This is a genomic window from Falsiroseomonas oryziterrae, assembly GCF_021864505.1.
Taxonomy (GTDB): domain Bacteria; phylum Pseudomonadota; class Alphaproteobacteria; order Acetobacterales; family Acetobacteraceae; genus Falsiroseomonas; species Falsiroseomonas oryziterrae.
Window position 1 is genome coordinate 1 of the sequence record NZ_JAKJIB010000062.1, and the last position, 15,451, is coordinate 15,451.

Below are 15,451 nucleotides of genomic sequence, written 5' to 3' on the forward strand. Positions count from 1 at the left end.
GCCTGGCCGCTCGGCGCTGCGGCCAACCCGGCGCCGAGCGCCGCCGCAGCGGCGAGCGCGGCGCGCCGGCCAAAGATTGGGGGTGAGGCAGCTTCCTTCATGGCTTTCCCTTCTTCCTCGGACTCAGCCTTCAGGGGGCGGTGTTGGAGCCGGCACGGCCTTTGCCTTGCCGAACCGTCCCGGTCCTTGATGCGGATCGAGCAGGATGGCTGGCGGCGTTCACGACAGCGCTGACGCGTGCCGCGCGCGCACGGGCACCTTCAGGTACCGCACGCCATTGGCCTCGGCCTCCGGGAAGCGTCCCGCGCGGATGTTCACCTGGATCGACGGCAGCAGCAGGGTCGGCGCGGCCAGCCCCGCGTCACGCTGCGTGCGGAAGGCGACGAACTCTTCCTCCGTGACGCCATCCTTCACATGCGGGTTGTGCGCGCGCTGCTCGGCCACGGTGCTCTCCCAGGCGTAGTCCTTGCGGCCCGGCGCCTTGTAGTCGTGGCACATCCAGAGCCGCGTCTTGGGCGGCAGCGCGAGCAGGCGCCTGATCGAACGGAAGAGAATGCGCGCGTCGCCGCCGGGAAAATCGGCGCGGGCGGTGCCGTAGTCATGCATGAAGATGGTGTCGCCCACGAAGACGTCCTGCCCGATGCGGTAGGCGATATCGGCCGGCGTGTGGCCGGGCAGATGCATCACCTCCACCTCGAGATTGCCGATCGCGAAGCGCTCGCCGTCCTTGAACAGCCGGTCGAAGTCGCCGCCCTCGGGCTTCACGTCGCGCGCGTCGAAGACCGGGCGGAAGATGCGCTGCACGTCCTTGATGTGCTCGCCGATGCCGATCGGCGCGCCCGTCTTCGCCTTGATGTAGGGCGCGGCGGTCAGGTGATCCGCATGGGCGTGCGTCTCCAGCACCCAGGCGATGCGCACGCCTTCCGCCGCCGCGGCGGCAAGGATGCGATCGGCGAAGGCGGTGTCGGCCGTGCCCGATCTGTGGTCCCAGTCCAGCACCGGGTCGATGACCGCGCCCTGCTTCGTGGCGGGATCCCAGACGAGATAGCTGACGGTGTTGGTCGGTTCGTCGAAGAAGGCGCGGATGGCGGATTGCATGGCGCTCCTGCCGGGTTCCTGGTTCGGTACGCGGCCGGACGACGCGTTGCGCATTCGGCCCTTGCATTTCTATAAGGGATCGCTTAATAAGGGACATCTTAAATAATGGTCAGGCAGATGCGGTTGGATGCGGCGGTCCCGGACCGCCAGGAACTGCAGGGCACGGACGAGTTGGCGGCGCTGCAGGAGAAGGCGGCGGAAGCCGCCCGCCTCCTGCGGCTGCTCGGCAACGAGAACCGGCTGCTGCTGCTCTGTCACCTCGCCGGCGCCGGCGAGATGGGGGTGGGTGCGCTGGCGGAGGCGATCGGTCTCTCCCAGCCCGCGCTCTCCCAGCATCTCGCGCTGCTGCGCGAGGACGGGCTGGTGGCGACGCGGAAGGAGGCGCAGGCGGTGTTCTATCGCATCGCCGACCCCAAGGCGGCCCGCCTGCTCGAGGTGCTGCGAGACCTCTACTGCCCGCCCGGCCACTGACGATCAGGAGAAGCCCGATGCTGAAATCCGTCTCCCCCGAGGACGCCGCCCGGATGCTGCGTGAGGGCGCGACGCTCGTGGATGTGCGCGAGCCCGACGAGCATGCGCGCACGCGCATCCCTGGCGCACGCAACCTGCCGCTCTCGAAGCTGGAGGAGGCGGAACTCGCGCTCCATGACGGCAAGCCGGTGCTGTTCCATTGCCGCTCCGGCGCCAGGACCGAGGGCAACGCGGCGCGCCTCGCCTCGAAGGCGGGCGCCTGCGAGGCCTTCGTCGTCGCGGGTGGCCTGGAAGCCTGGAAGCGCGCCGGGCTGCCGGTGACCGAGGATCGGCGCCAGCCGCTCGAGCTGATGCGGCAGGTGCAGATCGCAGCCGGGTCCATGGTGCTGCTCGGCGTGCTGCTCGGCGCCTTCGTCGCACCGGCTTTCTATGCGCTGTCGGGCTTCGTCGGCGCCGGCCTCGTCTTCGCGGGCGTCACCGGCACCTGCGGCCTGGCGAGCCTGCTGCGGATGATGCCCTGGAACCGCGCGGCTGCGGTCCAGCCGGCCACCGCCTGACCCTCGCGCCCGCCGCCAGCCGGCGGGCGTGCCCCCCGAACCGGATCGCCCGTCGCTGCGGCGCATCGCCGCGGCGCGGGGAAGGTGTTGCCCATGATCACCCTCACGACGCTGCAGATGGCCCTGGGCGGGCTATCGGGCGTTCTGGTCGGCTTCTCGCTCGGCCTGGTGGGCGGCGGCGGCTCGATCCTGGCGGTGCCGCTGCTGGTCTATCTGGTCGGTGTGCCGGTGCCCCATCTGGCGATCGGCACCAGCGCGGTCGCGGTGGCGGCGAATGCCGCGATGAGCCTGATGAACCATGCGCGCGCGGGGAATGTCCGCTGGCCCTGCGCCGCGGTCTTCGCCGGCGCGGGCGTGGCCGGCGCCTTCGCCGGGGCGCGCCTCGGCAAGATGGTGGACGGGCAGGCGCTGCTCGCCGCCTTCGCGGTGATGATGGTCGTCGTCGCCGTGCTGATGCTGCGCCGGCGCGAGCCCGCGGAGGACCGGCGCGTGCGCCTTGGGCGCGACAACGCGCCGGCGCTGGTCGCCACCGGCCTCGGCGTGGGTGCGCTGTCGGGCTTCTTCGGCATCGGCGGCGGCTTCCTGATCGTGCCTGGCCTCATCCTCGCCACCGGGATGCCGATGCTGCAGGCGGTCGGCACCTCGCTCGTCGCGGTCACCGCCTTCGGCCTCACCACCGCCGGCAGCTATGCCGCGGCCGGGCTGGTGGACTGGTCGTTGGCCGGGCTCTTCGTCGCGGGCGGCGTTGCGGGCAGCCTGGCCGGCGCGCGTGCAGGGCGCGCGCTTGCGGCGCGGCGGGGGATGCTGACCAAGGTGTTCGCCTGGCTGATCCTGCTGGTCGCCGCCTACACCTTCGCGCGCAGCATGGGGCTCGCCTGACGCCGCCATCAGCCGCGCGGATCAGCACGATCCGCCGCGGCGATTGGAACCGTGCGGCCTGCCCTGCCATCTTCCACGGCAGACAGCAGGAACGCCACGCCATGTCCGCCATCCTCGAGCCCCGGCCTGCCGCCGCCGTCGCGACGGGCGTGCGCATCGGCCATGTCCACCTGAAGGTCGCCGATCTCGACCGCGCGCTCGCCTTCTGGCGCGACCTCCTCGGCTTCGAGGAGCAGCAGCGGATGGGCACGCAGGCGGTGTTCCTCTCCGCCGACGGCTACCACCACCATATCGGGCTCAACACCTGGGAGAGCGCCGGCGGCAGCCCGCCGCCCTTCGGCACGACGGGCCTGTTCCACGTCGCGCTGCTCTACCCCGACCGCCCTGCCCTCGCCCGTGTCCTGAAGCGCCTGGTCGAGGCCGGCTGGCCGCTGGAGGGCGCCTCCGACCACGGCGTGTCGGAGGCGATCTACCTGCGCGACCCTGACGGCAACGGCGTCGAGCTCTATCGCGACCGCGCCGCGCAGGACTGGCCGCGCGACGCGCAGGGCAACCTCGCGATGGTCACGCGCCGGCTCGACCTGCGCGCGTTGCTGGCGGAAGCGCAGGGATAGGCGCGAGGCCTGGGAACCACTGCCGGGTCGTATCGTTTCGAGCCCTGGGATTCGTTCCGGGGGCTCGGCATGGCCGCGGTCTACGATCATGTGCCGGTCGCGGCGCGGCCTGTCGGCCGGCGTGTGGCGGCCTGGGCCGGCATCGCCGCCTGTCTCGCGCTGGCGGTCCTGACGCGTCTCAGGGATCTCGGCGCCGCCTCGCTCTGGGGCGACGAGCTCGCCACCCTGACCTTCGCCGCCGCGCCGCTGGCGGACCTGCTGGGCGCCATCGCGCGCGCGGAGCCGAACCCGCCGGCCTGGTATCTCCTAATGAAACTCGTGGCGCCGCCGGCGGGCGGGTCGGACTTCGCCCTGCGCCTCCCGGCCGCACTTCTCGGCGCTATCGCCGTGGTGCCCCTCGCACTCGCTACGCGGACGCTGTTCGGTTCGCGGGCTGCCCTGCTGGCCGCTGCGTTGCTCGCGCTCTCGGCGGTGCAGGTGTACCACGCGCAGCAGATACGGGCCTACGCGCTCGTGCTGCTCTCGCTGGCGACGGCCCTGTGGCTGCTGGGACGGATCCTCGCCGATCAGGGCGGCGGGCAGCGTCGACTGGCGGCTGCCGGCTTCGCCCTCGCCTGCCTGGTCGCGGTGCATGCGCATGCCACGGCAGCGGTCATGGTGGCCGCGCTTTTCGTGCATGCGCTCGTCGTCCTGGCGTTGCGGCGACGCCGCGCGCGACCGGGCGAGACCTGGCAGGCACTGACGATCCTGGCGGTTGCCGGCTGCGCCATCCTCGTCGGCTGGGCGTGGTGGCTGCGGCACATCCCTGAGCTTCTCGCGCCCGAGCAGTCGGAAGTGGCCTGGATCCCGGCCGCCGGCGGGATGCGTGCCTGGGGCGTTGCAGCGGATGTCCTGCTCGGCTTCCACCTCGGGCGGCTGAAGCCGGTCGCTGCGCTGGCGGTGTGCGCCCTGCTGGCCTTCGGCGCCTGGAGCGGCTGGCGGCGCGACCGGCCCGAGGCCGTCGGGCTGGCCGCCGCAACCGCCTTCGGCTTCGCCGCGCTGGTCGCGGCCAGCGCCGCCACCCCGGTGCTGCTGCACCGGACGGCCATGCCGGTCCTCGTCTTCGCCTTGCCGCTGGTCGGCTTCGCGGCGACCCAGCTGCGCCCCCGTGTCCTGGGCTTCGCGGCCGCGGCGATGCTCATCCTGTTCGCCGCACGCGGCGATGCGAGCCGGGCGGCCGACATTCACCGCGAGGGTTTCGGCGAGGATTGGCGCGGCGCGATCGCGATGCTCGCGACGCGTGCGGCACCGGGCGACATCGTCGTCTTCGCCTATGCCTTCACGCCGATCGCCCTGCCCCACTACGCGCCCGAAGCGGCGCCCCGCCTGCGGGTGCGCGTCGGGCATGGCGCCGCCGATCGGCTCTACCGCGCGCTCCGGCCGGTGCAGCCGGGCGTCCTGCGCTACGACGAGGCGGAAGCCTGCGGGCGGACTGTCTGGACGCTCGCGCGCTGGCTCGCGCCCGGACACGATCCGCTGCGCCTGGACCTGCCGCCACCGCAGGAGGAGCACCGCTTCCTCGAACTCCGCCTGCGGCGGCACGACATGCCAGCCTGCCCGCCTTGATGCGGCTCGCGCAGCGTCGGCGCCCGCTTCAGCGCCGGCGGATCGGATCGAGCCCGGTCGATGCCACGACCTCCGCCGCATCCGGCGAGGCCAGGAAGGCGACCAGCTGGCGTGCGGCGTCCGGCTGCCGCGCGCGCGTCGCCAGGGCCGCGGCGGCGATCGAGACACGCTGGACCTCCTCCGGGATGCGCACGATCTCGATGCCGGGGATGGGCAGCAGCTCGGAGATCTGCTGCAGGCCGAGCTCCGCATCGCCCCGCGCCACGACGGCGCCGATGCGGTCGGGGAACCAGCGCCGCGACTTCGGCAGCACCTGCTCCGCGATGCCCAGGCGCTGGACCAGCTCACGCTCGAAGTAGAGGCCCGAACCGCTCGGCGAATAGGCGATGCTGCCGGCCGCCAGCAACGCGGCGCGCATCGCCTCGACCGTCGACATGTCGGGCTTCGGCGTGCCGCTGCGCACCGCGAAGGCGATGCGCGTCTCGGCCAGCGGCACCATGGTCGCGATGTCCACATGCCCGGCGCGACCGAGCGCCTCGAGCCCGTCGGAGAGCGCCATCACGACATCGGCAGGCTCGCCGCGCGAGAGGCGCTGCGGCAGCGCCGTCGGGTCGGGGCCGAGCGAGGCGCCGAAGGCGCTGACCAGCCGGTGCCCGGTGCGGCGCTCGAACTCCGGGCCGAGGCGCTGATAGGCGGCGGTGAAGCTGCCGGACGACATGACATGGATCTCGACGCCGGCGGCGCGCGCATGCGGCGCCAGTGCAGGCGCCGCCAATGCGCCGAGCAGCGTGCGCCGCGACAGCATGCCGAACGCCGCAGCGCCGCCCTGGCCGCGATGCCGCGTCGCATCCGTCAGAGGATTTCCCATCGAGCCATGCTCCTTCCCTGAATGATCCGTCCGTGCCGCCCCGTGACCGGGCGGCACGGTTCGTTGGATCAGCCTCTTCCGACGGACGGTGCTGTCGAGCCCATCCGCGCGAACACGAAGCGGTCCGCCGAGTAAACTCCCCCGCCACGGACCGCGATGAAGAGCATGACGACGGCCCAGAAGGAGGCGAACTCCCACCCGCCCCTGTTCCACGCGAAGCCTGCGGGCCAGAGCACGAAGAAGGTGATGAAGGCCAGGTGGCCGGTGGCCAGCACCGCGGTGAAGCGGGTCAGCAGCCCGATCGCGATCAGCAGGCCGCCAATCACTTCCAGCGAGACCACCATCCAGGCGAGCGGCAGCGCCGGCTCGATGCCACGCCGGGCGAGTCCCATGCGGGCGAAGGTCTCGACGCCGGCCTGCCATTTCGGCCAGCCATGCGCGATCAGGTAGGTGCCCGAGATGACCCGAAGGAAGGTGTAGGCGAGCGGCTCGACCACGGTGTCGAGCTTCGTGCGAAGCGTTGCGAGCATCACTGCACCCTGATGTTGCGGGCGCGGATGAAGTCGCGCCACTTGGCGTTCTCGGCGGCGAAGAAGGCCGGCCACGCCTCGAAGGGCTGCGCCTCGACCGTCACGCCCATGGCCTGCCAGCGCGGCGCCATGTCGGGCGCCCGCAGCGCCGCGGCGGCGACCGCATTGAGGCGCCGCAGGATCGGCTCCGGCGTGCCGGCGGGCGCCAGCATGGCGACCTGCTCCACCACCTCGAAGCCGGCGAAGCCGAGCTCCTGGAAGGTGGGCACGTCGGGCGCGTAGCGGCTGCGCTCGCGCGTCGTCGCCGCCAGCGCCCGCAGGTCGCCCGAGGCGATCAGCGGCATCGCCGCCGCGGTCGGCAGCACCAGCATCCCGGTCTCGCCGGCCAGCACAGCCTGCAAGGCCGGCCCGCCGCCACGATACCCGACCTCCTCGATGGTGATGCCGGCGGTCTGCATGAACAACTCGACGGCGAGATGCGAGGTCGCGCCGACGCCCGAATTCGCATAGGTCATGCGGTGGTTCGGCTGGCGGGCCGCGGCGATGTACTCCTGCAGCGTGCGGTAGGGCGCGCGGGCGGGCACCATGATGAAGAGCGGCGAGGAGGCGAGCAGCCCGACGCCGACGAAATCGCGCTCCTGGTTGTACTGGATCGGGTAGATGTGGTGCGCGATCGCGAAGGTGGAGTTCGGCGTGATCACGATGGTCGTGCCGTCCGGCCGTGCGCGGGCGGCGGCCTGCATGCCGATCGTCCCCGCCGCGCCGCCGCGGTTGTCCACCACGAAGTTGCGGCCCGTATCCTGCGACATGCGCTGGCTCAGCACGCGCGCGAAGGCGTCAGTTGGTCCACCGGCGGGCCAGGGCACGATCACGGTGATCGGGCGATTCGGCAGCTCGTCCTGGGCCAGCGCCGGCATCGCGAGCAGCGAAGCCGTGCCGGCCAGCAGGGCGCGACGTGTCGGATTGCGCAAAGGACGTTCTCCTCGTTTCGTTGTTGGCTGAGTTCTCGCGCCGGTGCGGTCAGCCCTTGCCCGGCAGCGGCGGCGTGCCGTGGGTGTGGAAGCTCTCGATCGTCTTGAGCCCCCAGGCCTGGCCTTTCTTCCGCTCAGTCTCGGTCCAGGTGATCGTCTTCCAGTCGGGGGCGAGGATCAGCCGCGCGCCGGCATGCGCCACCTCGATGCGGTTGCCGCCAGGCTCGTAGACGTAGAGGAAGAAGGTCTGCTGCACCGCGTGCTTGTGCGGGCCCGTCTCGATATGCACGCCGGCCTCGAGGAAGGTGTCGGCGGCCTGCAGGATCGCCTCGCGGCTGTCGAGGGCGAAGGTCAGGTGGTGGAAGCGCCCCGGCACGCCGTGCGCCTCCTTGGTGAAGGCGAAGTCGTAGGTCTTGTTGTTGGAGGTGAGCCACATGCCCGCCTCCTCGCCGCTGTCGAGCTCGATACGCTCGGTGCAGCGCAGGCCCAGCGTGCGCTGGAAGAACTCGCGGCAGCGCCGCACATCGACGGCCAGGCAATTGAAGTGGTCGATCCGGCGGACGTTGACACCACGCGCCGGGTAGCGCTCCGCCTGGTTCTTCAGCGAGGGCCTGCGCTCGGGCGGCGCCTCGTACCACTCGGTGTCCCAGTAGAGCTCGAAGACGTGCCCGTCCGGGTCGCGGAAGCGCCAGCCGGTGCCGTGGCCGAGGTTGTCCTCGACGGCCCAGACCTCGGTCTCGGCCCGCAGCGCGGCGAGGCGCCGCTCCAGCGCCTTCGGGCTGCGCACGCGGAACGCCGCATGGCCGAGTCCGGAGGTGTGCGAGGCGGTGAGTTGCAGCGAGTAGCGTTCGTAATCGTCCCAGCCGCGCAGGAAGACGCTGTCCCCGCGCTGGCCGCTGACGGTCATGCCCATCACGTCGCGGAAGAAGCGGAGGCTCTCCTCCGGCTTCGGCGTCAGCAGCTCGACATGCCCGAGATGGGCGATGTCGAGGATGGGCTCCGGCGCGTCCATGCGGGCTTTCCTCCGCCCGGTGTGCCCGGGCGCGCGAAGCTACGCAGCTGCGCCATGACGTGTCGTATCAGTTCTATGGCCGGAGGTATTGCCGTTCCGCATAGCTTCACGGCGGCGTCGGAGCTGGCGCCGCGTACTTCCCGGACGCGTGGCGGGAGAGGCGGCGCCTCTCCCGCGATGCGCCTCAGCCGGCCGGCGGCGTCAGCATCCGCTGCGCGGCGGGCGGCAGGAACTGGTCGGTGTAGACCTGTTCCACATTGGGCACCTGCGCCAGGTTGAAGGCCTGCTGGATCGCGGCGATCTGCCGCTGCAGGCGCGGCGCCTGGACGTTCGACATGCCGTTCCGCCGCACGTCGTCGGTCACCAGCATCTCGCGGAACATCACCTGCTGCCGCTCGGACTCCACCGCGACGTCGGTCAGCCCTTCGCGCGCGCGCAGGTCGGCGATCGCGGCATCCGGGTTGCGGAAGGCATGCGACATCGAGCGCATCATGCTCGCCACGACCGCGCGCACCGCATCCGGACGCTCGCGCATGAAGGTCCGCGTGGTGATCAGCGCACCGGAATAGAAGTCGAGGCCATGCTCGCGGTAGCGGAAGATGCGCTGCTGCGGCCAGTCCATGCCGAGCGCCTTGAGCGACATCCCCGTCGAGGTCACGAAGCCGGTGATGCCGTCCGCGCGCCGCTGCACCAGCATCGGCTCGCGCAGTTCCGGCGTGACCGTGTTCCAGTTGACCGAGCCCGGCTCGATGCCGATCGCGCGCGCGAACAGAGGAAACATCTGCCGCCCGCCGTCGAACTCGGGCGCCGCGAGGGTGCGCCCCGCGAGCATCCGCGGCTCGGTGATCGGGCCGTCGGCGCGCACCGTGCAGGCCACCGGCGACTGGTCCCAGAGCACCGCGACGGCGACGAGGTCGCGCTGCGGGTTCTCCGCCATGAAGCGGATGGTCGGCGTGATGTCGGCGAAGCCCATGTCGTAGGTGCCGGCCGCGATGTCGATCGGCACGCGCCCCGCGCCGAAGCCGCGCACGATGGAGATGTCGAGCCCGGCCTCGCGGAAGAAGCCCTGGCGCTCACCCGCGATGGCGAAGGCGTAGGGGCCCTGCAGCGCCCATTCCAGCGTGAATCGCACCCGCATCGCCTGCGCGCTCGCGATGCGCGGTGCCGCCAGTGCCGCGATGCCCGCCGCCCCGAGCGCAAAGGCGCCGCGCCGCGTCAGTCCCTGTGTCATGTCCCTATGTCTCCCGGCTGTTTTCCTGCCGGCCTCTCAGGGCCGGACAGGCACGTAGGACTCCATCTTGCCCGGGTTCAGCAGGCCATGCGGATCGACCTCCGCCTTGAAGCCCAGCTGGTCGCCCGGGACACGCTTGTGGCGGCTGCCCGCCTCCACCGTGTTCACATGCGGGTTCGCGACGGGGATGCCTGCATCCTCATGCGCCGCGATGATCTCCTGCAGCCGTGCGCGCGCCGCCGCATCCTCGGCCGGCAGGCGCAGGAGATGCGTGCCGTTCGCCGCCACCTCGCCCTCATACTGGATGAAGCAGAGATGGATCGGCATCTCGCGCCCGCCGTAATGCCGCCAGGACCACTCCACGCAGTCCAGCACCCGGCCGGGCACGTTCAGCATCTGGATGTAGGTCAGCGCGCGGTCGATCTTCCGCGCCCACAGCGTGGTGTGGCCCCAGGCGCATTCATAGACCGGCGTCGTATCGGGATCGGCCTCGCGCCCGCGGCTGTCGGCCCAGAGCGTCACGCGGCCGCGATGCGACGCCATCAGCGCGGCGAACTCGGCCTCGTGCTCCGCCGGCAGCATCGCGATCAGGATATGCGCCCCCGCCGGCACCGCCTCGGCGCCAAGCGCCAGCGGCAGGCCGATCGCCGCCGTGTCCTCCAGCACGTCGCAGAACTTCGCACCGAGGCCCGACCGCGCCAGCGCGTCGCCGGCGCGCGCGCAATCCATGAAGTCGCCGAAGGCGACCACCGCATCGCGCCAGTCGCGCCGCGGCGCGAGCGGCACCTCCACCTCCGTCACGATCCCGGTGCTGCCATAGGTGCGGTTCACCAGGTTGCAGTCGGCGTCGCGCAGCTCCAGCACGCGCGGCGTCTCCTCCAGCGTCACCACGCGCGCACCCAGCATGTTGCCGGGCTCCCGCAGCCCGCCCCAGAGCAGGCTGCCGATGCCGCCCGACCCGCCGCAGAAGAAGCCGCCCAGGGTCGCCATCCGCTTGGTCGAGGGGTGGATGCGAAGCTCCCCGCCCGCCGCCAGGGCGGCCTCCTCCGCCGCCATCATGCGGATGCCGGCCTGCGCCCGCAGGCCACGCGCCGGATCGGCGAAAATCACGCGGTCAAGCGCCGTCATGTCGAGCAGCACGCCGCCCTGTTCCGGTACGCCCTGCCCATAGGTCCCGGTCCCCGCGCCGCGCAGCGTGACCGGGATGCGTAGCCGCGCGCAGGCGGCAGCGAGCGCGATCACCTCCGCCTCGTCGCGCGGCATCGCGACGACATCCGCGGCCTTGCCGCGCAACTCCCGGTCCAGGATCGGGCTGAACCAGAAGAAATCGCGCGAGCGCTGCTTCACCAGCGCCGGGTCCTCGACCAGCGCCAGCCCTGGCAGCGTCGCCTTCAGCGCGGCGATGTCGTGGCGGCGGTGGGGGGAGTCCGGCATGGCGGCGATGTGCCGCGTGCATGCCGCCGGAAGCAAGACCCTTGTGCGGAGCCGGGCGACAGCCGGTCAGCGGGCTGCCCGCCCCCGGGGCAGCGACCGCGGGACAATGCTCATTCGCGCGGCGGGGTCGTCGCACCCTCCCCCAGCGCCCGCGTCATCAGCACCGTGTCCACCCAGCGCCCGTGCTTCCAGCCCGTCGCCGGCAGCAGCCCGGCAGGGGCGAACCCCATCGCCCGATGCAGCGCGATGGAGGGCGCGTTGCCGGAATCCCCGATCACCGCGACCATCAGCCGCAGCCCCCGCGCCTCGCAGCGGTCGATCAGCGCGCCGAGCAGCGCCCGGCCCGCCCCGGCGCGCCCAGCATCGGGCGCGACATAGACCGAGTTCTCGCAGCCGAAGCGATAGGCCGGCCGCGTCCGCCAGGCGGAGGCATAGGCATAGCCGAGCACGCGCCCGCCCTCGCCTTCCGCGACGAGATACGGGTAGCCCGCGGTCAGCACGGCGGCGCGTCGACGCGCCATCTCCTCGGCGTCCGGCGCCTCGAGCTCGAAACTCGCCAGGCCATGCGTCACCCAGTGCCCGTAGATCCCGGCGATGACGGGGATGTCGGCGTCGCGGCTGTCGCGGATCGTCAGGCTCGGCATGGCGTGCAGGTGCCAGTCGGCGGCGACGCGCACAAGCGGACAAGGCGATGGGCTTGTGCCCGTCAGACGAACAGGAGCGTCACCGCCGCACCCGCGCTAAGCCCGGCCAGGGAGACAAGGCCGAAGCGCAACCCATAGGCCCAGCCGCCGACCACCAGCGCATAGCCCGACTTGGCGAGGATGTTGCTCGCCACCGCCACCGCGACGGTCAGCGCCGCCACGCCCGCATCCACGACGCCGGGCACCAGTTGCGCGACGGACAGCGTCACCGCATCCACATCGGCCAGCCCGCTGATGGCCGCGACGGCAAGCAGCGCCGCCTCGCCGAGCCGCTCGGAGGCGAGTCGAGCGAGCAGCGCGATCGCGGCCAGCAGCAGCGCCATCTTCAGCACGGCGCCGAGCTCGAAGGGGTTGCCGGGGTCCGTGCCGGCCTCGGCCGCCGCATCGTGCCGCCGCGCGAGCAGCGCCGGGACAGCCATCGTGACCGCCGCAACGACAAGCGCCGGCCAGAGGAGCATGCCGACGGCGGGTGCCGCGATCAGCGCCAGCACCGCGGTCCGCAGGCAGGACACCGCGCCCGCCACCAGCGCGCCCGCGGTCAGCGCCGGCACCGGCCCGCCGGCTGCCGCCATCCGACCATGCGCGAGCGTCACCGCGGTGGAGGAGACGAGGCCGCCCGCGGCCCCCGCGAGCAGCAACCCGCGCTCCGCCCCGATCAGCCGCACGGCCAGGTAGCCCGCGAAGGAGATCGCCGCGAGCAGGATGGCCAGCCGCCAGACCTGCGCCGGATTGACCCCGCCCAGCACCGCGACCGGCTCGTCCGGCACCAGCGGCAGCGCGACCAGCGTCATCGAGAGCAGCAGGATGGCGCTGCGCATCTCCGCCCAGGTGACGCGCGCCATGAGCCCATGCAGCGGCTCGCGGCTGGCCAGCAGCGCGGTCATCGCCACCGCCGCCGCGCCCGCCGCCTGCACCTGCCCCATCGCCGCCAGGGCGCCGAGTGCCACGGTCGCGAGGGCCGCGACGAGCGTGGTCGCGCTGACGCTGCCGTCCAGCTCGGCCTCACGCAGCAGGAAGGGCAGAAGCGCGGCCATCGCCACCAGCAGCGCCGCGCCGAGCAGCAGCCCCTGCGCCGCGCCCGCCATGTCGGTGGCGAGCGCACCGGCAACGCCGCCGAACAGGCCGAGAAGGCCGAAGGTACGCAGCCCTGCGGCACGTCGTCCGTGCTCGGCATCGCGCTCGCGCCAATGCCGCTCCGCGCCGACCAGCAGGCCGATCGCCAGCGCCACGCCCAGGCGATGCAGAAGCGCATCCGGCTCCATCACGCCACTGTCGCGCATCCACGCACCGGCGCAAGGGCGTGCAGGCTCACCCTCCGACGAGGGGCGGGATCAGCCGAAGCCAGCGCCGGCCTTGCGATAGGCCTCGCGCGGCGGGGCGAAGATGTCGAGCACCTTGCAGCCCTCGGGCCCGGCCCGCATCGTGTGCGGCACGCCGCCCGGCGTGCGCCAGAAATCGCCCTTGCGCACCGCGATCTCCTCGCCGCCCTGGAAGCGGATCGCACTGCCTTCGAGCAGCACGCCCCACTGCTCCTCCGGATGGTCGTGCAGCGTGCCCATCGCACCCGGCGCGATGGTGACGACCGAGAGCATCGCGTGCTCGCCGGGGAAGATGCGCGTCGTCAGGCCGCGCGCGAGCTCGCGGAACAGCCCCTGGCTTTCGTCGTCGAGGTTGTGGAACTCGTCGCGCTGGCTCATCGCGTGCTCACCCGGCAAACGGATCGCGGAGCACGATGGTGTCGTCGCGCTCGGGCGAGGTGCTGAGCAGCACGACCGGCGCCTCCACCAGCTCCTCGATCCGGCGGATGTACTTCACCGCCTCGGCCGGCAGCTCGGCGTAGCTGCGCGCGCCGCGGGTCGAGCCCGACCAGCCGGGGATGTCCTCATAGACCGGCTCGGCCGCGGCCTGGGCCGCCATCGAAGTCGGCAGGCGCTTCATCAGCTCGCCCTTCACGCGGTAGCCGGTGCAGATGCGCAGCATCGGGAGCCCGTCCAGCACGTCGAGCTTGGTCAGCACCAGCCCGTCCACGCCGCCGACCTTCACCGCCTGGCGCACCATCGCGGCGTCGAACCAGCCGCAGCGCCGCGGCCGGCCGGTGACGGTTCCGAATTCATGCCCGCGCTCGCCGAGCAGGCGGCCGGTGTCGTCATGCAGCTCCGTCGGGAAGGGCCCGCTGCCGACGCGCGTCGTATAGGCCTTGGCGATGCCGAGGACGTAGCCGATCCGGCCCGGCCCGACGCCCGACCCGGCCGCGGCGTTGCCGGCCACCGTGTTGGACGACGTCACATACGGGTAGGTGCCGTGGTCCACGTCGAGCATCACGGCCTGGGCGCCCTCGAACAGCACGCGCTTGCCGGTGCGCGCGGCGTCGTCGAGGCGGTCCCACACCGCTTCCGCGAAGGGCAGCAGAAGCGGCGCCAGCTCCAGCAGGCGATCGAGCAGCGCCTGCTTCTCGAAGGTCGGCGCGCCGAGGCCCTTGAGCAGGGTGTTGTGGTGCAGCAGCAGCTCGTCGAGCTTGCGCGAGAGCACCTCCGGCTCCGCCAGGTCGCAGAGGCGGATCGCGCGGCGGGCCACCTTGTCCTCATAGGCCGGGCCGATGCCGCGCCCCGTCGTGCCGATCTTCGCCTCGCCGCGCGCCGCCTCCCGCGCCTTGTCGAGCGCGGGATGCAGCGGAAGGATCAGCGGCACGTTCTCCGCGATGCGCAGATTCTCGGGCGTCACCTTCAGCCCCTGCGCGCCGACCTTGGCGATCTCGCTCAGCAGGTGCTCGGGATCCAGCACGACGCCGTTCCCGATCACGCCGAGCTTGCCGCGCACCACGCCGGACGGCAGCAGCGAGAGCTTGTAGGTCTGGTTCCCGACGACGAGAGTATGGCCGGCATTGTGGCCGCCCTGGAAGCGGACCACGACATCGGCGCGCGACGCCAGCCAGTCCACCACCTTCCCCTTGCCCTCGTCGCCCCACTGGGCGCCGATGACGGCGACATTCGCCATGGCCTTATTCCTTCACGGGCTGCGGCATGCCGGCCGCGTCCAACACATGCGTGCAGCGCAGGCTCTCGGGAGTATCCGCGGCGGAGAGCTGCGCGACCGTCGCCATCCCCTGCGCACGGACCGCGCGCGCCGCCGCTTCGGGCGTGCCGAGCGGGACGAAGACGCGTGGGCGCGGCGCGCGCCGCTCCACCGCGCGCAGCAGCGCATCCGGGTAGAGCGTCATGCCGGTCGCCGGCTCCTCGCCCGAGACGTAGCGGCCGCCGCGCGCCAACTCGCCGGTCATGCCGGGCCCGAAGACGGTGAAGGCGACGCCGGTGTGGTAGCGGAAGCCGCGAAACTCGACGGGATCGAGCGTGATGCGCAGCGCCGGCGCACGCGCCCGGATCGCCTCGATCACCGCCGCGGCATTGTCGGCGATGGCGCGCGCCGCGGGCGGCAGCGCCGCATCCTCGAGCGCTGCGAGCGCCGCATCGGCGGGACCGG

At 72.3% G+C, this 15,451-nt stretch carries 17 protein-coding genes; 5 read left to right on the plus strand and 12 right to left on the minus strand.

The annotated features are described in order from the left end of the window. Window positions 1-219: 219 nt before the first annotated feature. Complete coding sequence (locus L2I40_RS07760) at window positions 220-1,098, minus strand: MBL fold metallo-hydrolase (protein WP_237214333.1); 879 nt, start codon at window positions 1,096-1,098, stop codon at window positions 220-222. Window positions 1,099-1,203: 105 nt separating this feature from the next. On the opposite strand from L2I40_RS07760, the gene L2I40_RS07765 reads away from it, so the two are divergent. The 5 genes from L2I40_RS07765 to L2I40_RS07785 all read left to right on the plus strand — a co-directional run bounded on the left by L2I40_RS07765 (window position 1,204) and on the right by L2I40_RS07785 (window position 5,224). Next, window positions 1,204-1,569 carry an ArsR/SmtB family transcription factor gene (locus tag L2I40_RS07765; RefSeq protein ID WP_308116416.1) on the plus strand — a complete coding sequence of 122 codons (366 nt, stop codon included), beginning with the start codon at window positions 1,204-1,206 and terminating at the stop codon, window positions 1,567-1,569. A 17-nt stretch (window positions 1,570-1,586) separates the two neighbouring features. Next, window positions 1,587-2,126, plus strand: coding sequence for a rhodanese family protein (locus tag L2I40_RS07770; protein WP_237214334.1), 540 nt, complete (start codon window positions 1,587-1,589; stop codon window positions 2,124-2,126). Between the two features lie 93 nt (window positions 2,127-2,219). Further along, window positions 2,220-3,005, plus strand: coding sequence for a sulfite exporter TauE/SafE family protein (locus L2I40_RS07775; protein WP_237214335.1), 786 nt, complete (start codon window positions 2,220-2,222; stop codon window positions 3,003-3,005). 101 nt (window positions 3,006-3,106) lie between these two features. Then, on the plus strand, window positions 3,107-3,619 hold the full coding sequence (locus L2I40_RS07780; protein ID WP_237214336.1) for a VOC family protein: 513 nt from the start codon (window positions 3,107-3,109) through the stop codon (window positions 3,617-3,619). A gap of 69 nt (window positions 3,620-3,688) precedes the next feature. Next, complete coding sequence (locus L2I40_RS07785; RefSeq protein ID WP_237214337.1) at window positions 3,689-5,224, plus strand: glycosyltransferase family 39 protein; 1,536 nt, start codon at window positions 3,689-3,691, stop codon at window positions 5,222-5,224. A gap of 28 nt (window positions 5,225-5,252) precedes the next feature. Here the strand turns inward: L2I40_RS07785 and L2I40_RS07790 are convergent, their stop codons facing one another. The 11 genes from L2I40_RS07790 to L2I40_RS07840 form a co-directional block, all read right to left on the minus strand. Continuing rightward, window positions 5,253-6,092: a substrate-binding domain-containing protein gene (locus tag L2I40_RS07790; protein WP_237214338.1), complete on the minus strand. Its 840-nt coding sequence runs from the start codon at window positions 6,090-6,092 to the stop codon at window positions 5,253-5,255. A 68-nt stretch (window positions 6,093-6,160) separates the two neighbouring features. Beyond that, window positions 6,161-6,622: a DoxX family protein gene (locus L2I40_RS07795; RefSeq protein WP_237214339.1), complete on the minus strand. Its 462-nt coding sequence runs from the start codon at window positions 6,620-6,622 to the stop codon at window positions 6,161-6,163. Next, window positions 6,622-7,593: a Bug family tripartite tricarboxylate transporter substrate binding protein gene (locus L2I40_RS07800; protein ID WP_237214340.1), complete on the minus strand. Its 972-nt coding sequence runs from the start codon at window positions 7,591-7,593 to the stop codon at window positions 6,622-6,624. Before L2I40_RS07800 ends, L2I40_RS07795 begins: the two co-directional genes overlap by 1 nt. A gap of 49 nt (window positions 7,594-7,642) precedes the next feature. Continuing rightward, a complete protein-coding gene (locus L2I40_RS07805) occupies window positions 7,643-8,605 on the minus strand; it encodes a catechol 2,3-dioxygenase (protein ID WP_237214341.1) in 963 nt (320 codons plus the stop codon). A 184-nt stretch (window positions 8,606-8,789) separates the two neighbouring features. Continuing rightward, on the minus strand, window positions 8,790-9,836 hold the full coding sequence (locus tag L2I40_RS07810) for an ABC transporter substrate-binding protein (RefSeq protein WP_237214342.1): 1,047 nt from the start codon (window positions 9,834-9,836) through the stop codon (window positions 8,790-8,792). Between the two features lie 36 nt (window positions 9,837-9,872). Then, window positions 9,873-11,270, minus strand: a complete 1,398-nt coding sequence (locus tag L2I40_RS07815) for an FAD-binding oxidoreductase (protein ID WP_237214343.1) — start codon at window positions 11,268-11,270, stop codon at window positions 9,873-9,875. Between the two features lie 110 nt (window positions 11,271-11,380). Then, on the minus strand, window positions 11,381-11,914 hold the full coding sequence (locus tag L2I40_RS07820; RefSeq protein WP_237214344.1) for a GNAT family N-acetyltransferase: 534 nt from the start codon (window positions 11,912-11,914) through the stop codon (window positions 11,381-11,383). A 62-nt stretch (window positions 11,915-11,976) separates the two neighbouring features. Beyond that, complete coding sequence (locus tag L2I40_RS07825) at window positions 11,977-13,254, minus strand: MgtC/SapB family protein (RefSeq protein WP_237214345.1); 1,278 nt, start codon at window positions 13,252-13,254, stop codon at window positions 11,977-11,979. Between the two features lie 51 nt (window positions 13,255-13,305). Then, window positions 13,306-13,671 carry a cupin domain-containing protein gene (locus tag L2I40_RS07830; protein ID WP_237214346.1) on the minus strand — a complete coding sequence of 122 codons (366 nt, stop codon included), beginning with the start codon at window positions 13,669-13,671 and terminating at the stop codon, window positions 13,306-13,308. A 7-nt stretch (window positions 13,672-13,678) separates the two neighbouring features. Beyond that, window positions 13,679-14,968 (minus strand): adenylosuccinate synthase, encoded by a 1,290-nt coding sequence (locus L2I40_RS07835; protein ID WP_237214347.1) that lies wholly within the window; start codon window positions 14,966-14,968, stop codon window positions 13,679-13,681. Window positions 14,969-14,972: 4 nt separating this feature from the next. Further along, window positions 14,973-15,451 (minus strand): ATP phosphoribosyltransferase regulatory subunit (locus L2I40_RS07840; RefSeq protein ID WP_237214348.1); only part of this gene is annotated, 479 nt, incomplete at its 5' end.

Bases quoted from the DNA above. Each gene is read 5' to 3' on its own strand.
- L2I40_RS07760 (WP_237214333.1), bottom strand. From the start codon at position 1,098: ATGCAATCCGCCATCCGCGCCTTCTTCGACGAACCGACCAACACCGTC.
- L2I40_RS07765 (WP_308116416.1), top strand. From the start codon at position 1,204: ATGGTCAGGCAGATGCGGTTGGATGCGGCGGTCCCGGACCGCCAGGAA.
- L2I40_RS07770 (WP_237214334.1), top strand. From the start codon at position 1,587: ATGCTGAAATCCGTCTCCCCCGAGGACGCCGCCCGGATGCTGCGTGAG.
- L2I40_RS07775 (WP_237214335.1), top strand. From the start codon at position 2,220: ATGATCACCCTCACGACGCTGCAGATGGCCCTGGGCGGGCTATCGGGC.
- L2I40_RS07780 (WP_237214336.1), top strand. From the start codon at position 3,107: ATGTCCGCCATCCTCGAGCCCCGGCCTGCCGCCGCCGTCGCGACGGGC.
- L2I40_RS07785 (WP_237214337.1), top strand. From the start codon at position 3,689: ATGGCCGCGGTCTACGATCATGTGCCGGTCGCGGCGCGGCCTGTCGGC.
- L2I40_RS07790 (WP_237214338.1), bottom strand. From the start codon at position 6,092: ATGGGAAATCCTCTGACGGATGCGACGCGGCATCGCGGCCAGGGCGGC.
- L2I40_RS07795 (WP_237214339.1), bottom strand. From the start codon at position 6,622: ATGCTCGCAACGCTTCGCACGAAGCTCGACACCGTGGTCGAGCCGCTC.
- L2I40_RS07805 (WP_237214341.1), bottom strand. From the start codon at position 8,605: ATGGACGCGCCGGAGCCCATCCTCGACATCGCCCATCTCGGGCATGTC.
- L2I40_RS07810 (WP_237214342.1), bottom strand. From the start codon at position 9,836: ATGACACAGGGACTGACGCGGCGCGGCGCCTTTGCGCTCGGGGCGGCG.
- L2I40_RS07815 (WP_237214343.1), bottom strand. From the start codon at position 11,270: ATGCCGGACTCCCCCCACCGCCGCCACGACATCGCCGCGCTGAAGGCG.
- L2I40_RS07820 (WP_237214344.1), bottom strand. From the start codon at position 11,914: ATGCCGAGCCTGACGATCCGCGACAGCCGCGACGCCGACATCCCCGTC.
- L2I40_RS07825 (WP_237214345.1), bottom strand. From the start codon at position 13,254: ATGCGCGACAGTGGCGTGATGGAGCCGGATGCGCTTCTGCATCGCCTG.
- L2I40_RS07830 (WP_237214346.1), bottom strand. From the start codon at position 13,671: ATGAGCCAGCGCGACGAGTTCCACAACCTCGACGACGAAAGCCAGGGG.
- L2I40_RS07835 (WP_237214347.1), bottom strand. From the start codon at position 14,968: ATGGCGAATGTCGCCGTCATCGGCGCCCAGTGGGGCGACGAGGGCAAG.